The following is a 914-nucleotide window of genomic DNA, read 5'->3' on the forward strand; positions in this document are numbered from 1 at the left end:
GAGATCGGCAGGCCGAACAGCTGGCCGCCGATCATCGCGGTGACGTATTCGACCATGGCGCCTTCAGCGGACTGGGTCTTCTTGCTGGTCATGTGTGTCTCCTGATCCCTGTCCTGCTCTTACGCCGCCGCCCGGCTCAGCTCGGAGGCGCCGGCGGCGCCCGCGGTCTGCTCCTTCAGCGCCGCGATCAGACCGGGCCGGTCGAACTTGGCGACATAGTCGTGGAAGCCGGCCTGACGGCCGCGCTCGATCGCCGCCGGCGACACCAGCGCGGACAGGCCGATGATCGGCATCGAGCCCAGATTGTTGTCGGAGCGGATGGTCTCGGCGAACTCGAACCCGTTCATGTCGGGCATCTCGATGTCGGTCAGGACCACGTCGAAGCTCTGGGCGCGGAGCGCGGCGAGGCCCTCCTGCGCGGTCGGCGCGGTGCGGACGCGGTAGCCGGCCGCCTTGAGGACGGGGGCCAGCATGTTGCGGAAGAACGCGCTGTCGTCGACCAGCAGCACCGACTGCGAGTGCAGCGACGGCTTCATCTCCTTGCGGGTGAACCAGTCGGCGAAGGCCATCGGCAGGAAGTGGCCGACGTCGATCACCTCGGTGGCCTGGCCCTTGATCACGGCCGAGCCGAGAATGCCGGAGGAGGAGCCGCCGACCTCGATGTTGAGCCGTTCCTCGACGATGTCGATGATCTCGTCGACGACGAGGCCCATGGAGCGGCCATCGTCGGCGAACACCAGGATCGGCTGGGCGCCCTGGCTGGCGATGGTGACGCCCTCCATGGCGATGAGCGGCATCAGCTGCTCGCGGTACTGCACCATGTAGCGGCCGTTGGAGAACTCGATCTTGTCGGCGGGCAGCTCTTCGAGGCGCGTGACGAGGCCAAGCGGGACCGCCTTGGGCTGCGACGAGCC

Annotated in this window: 1 protein-coding gene and 1 pseudogene; both read right to left on the bottom strand. The window is 67.8% G+C overall.

Going from position 1 to position 914, the window contains the following annotated elements; all coding sequences use genetic code 11:
- Positions 1 to 92 (bottom strand): annotated as a pseudogene (locus ACFDR6_RS36310) (chemotaxis protein CheW); the annotation flags it as partial.
- A 27-nt stretch (positions 93 to 119) separates the two neighbouring features.
- The coding region (locus ACFDR6_RS36315; RefSeq protein ID WP_375861383.1) for a response regulator at positions 120 to 914 on the bottom strand (795 nt) is incomplete at its 5' end.

Origin of the sequence: Bradyrhizobium tunisiense, from assembly GCF_042263385.1 — a bacterium.
Lineage (GTDB): Bacteria > Pseudomonadota > Alphaproteobacteria > Rhizobiales > Xanthobacteraceae > Bradyrhizobium > Bradyrhizobium tunisiense.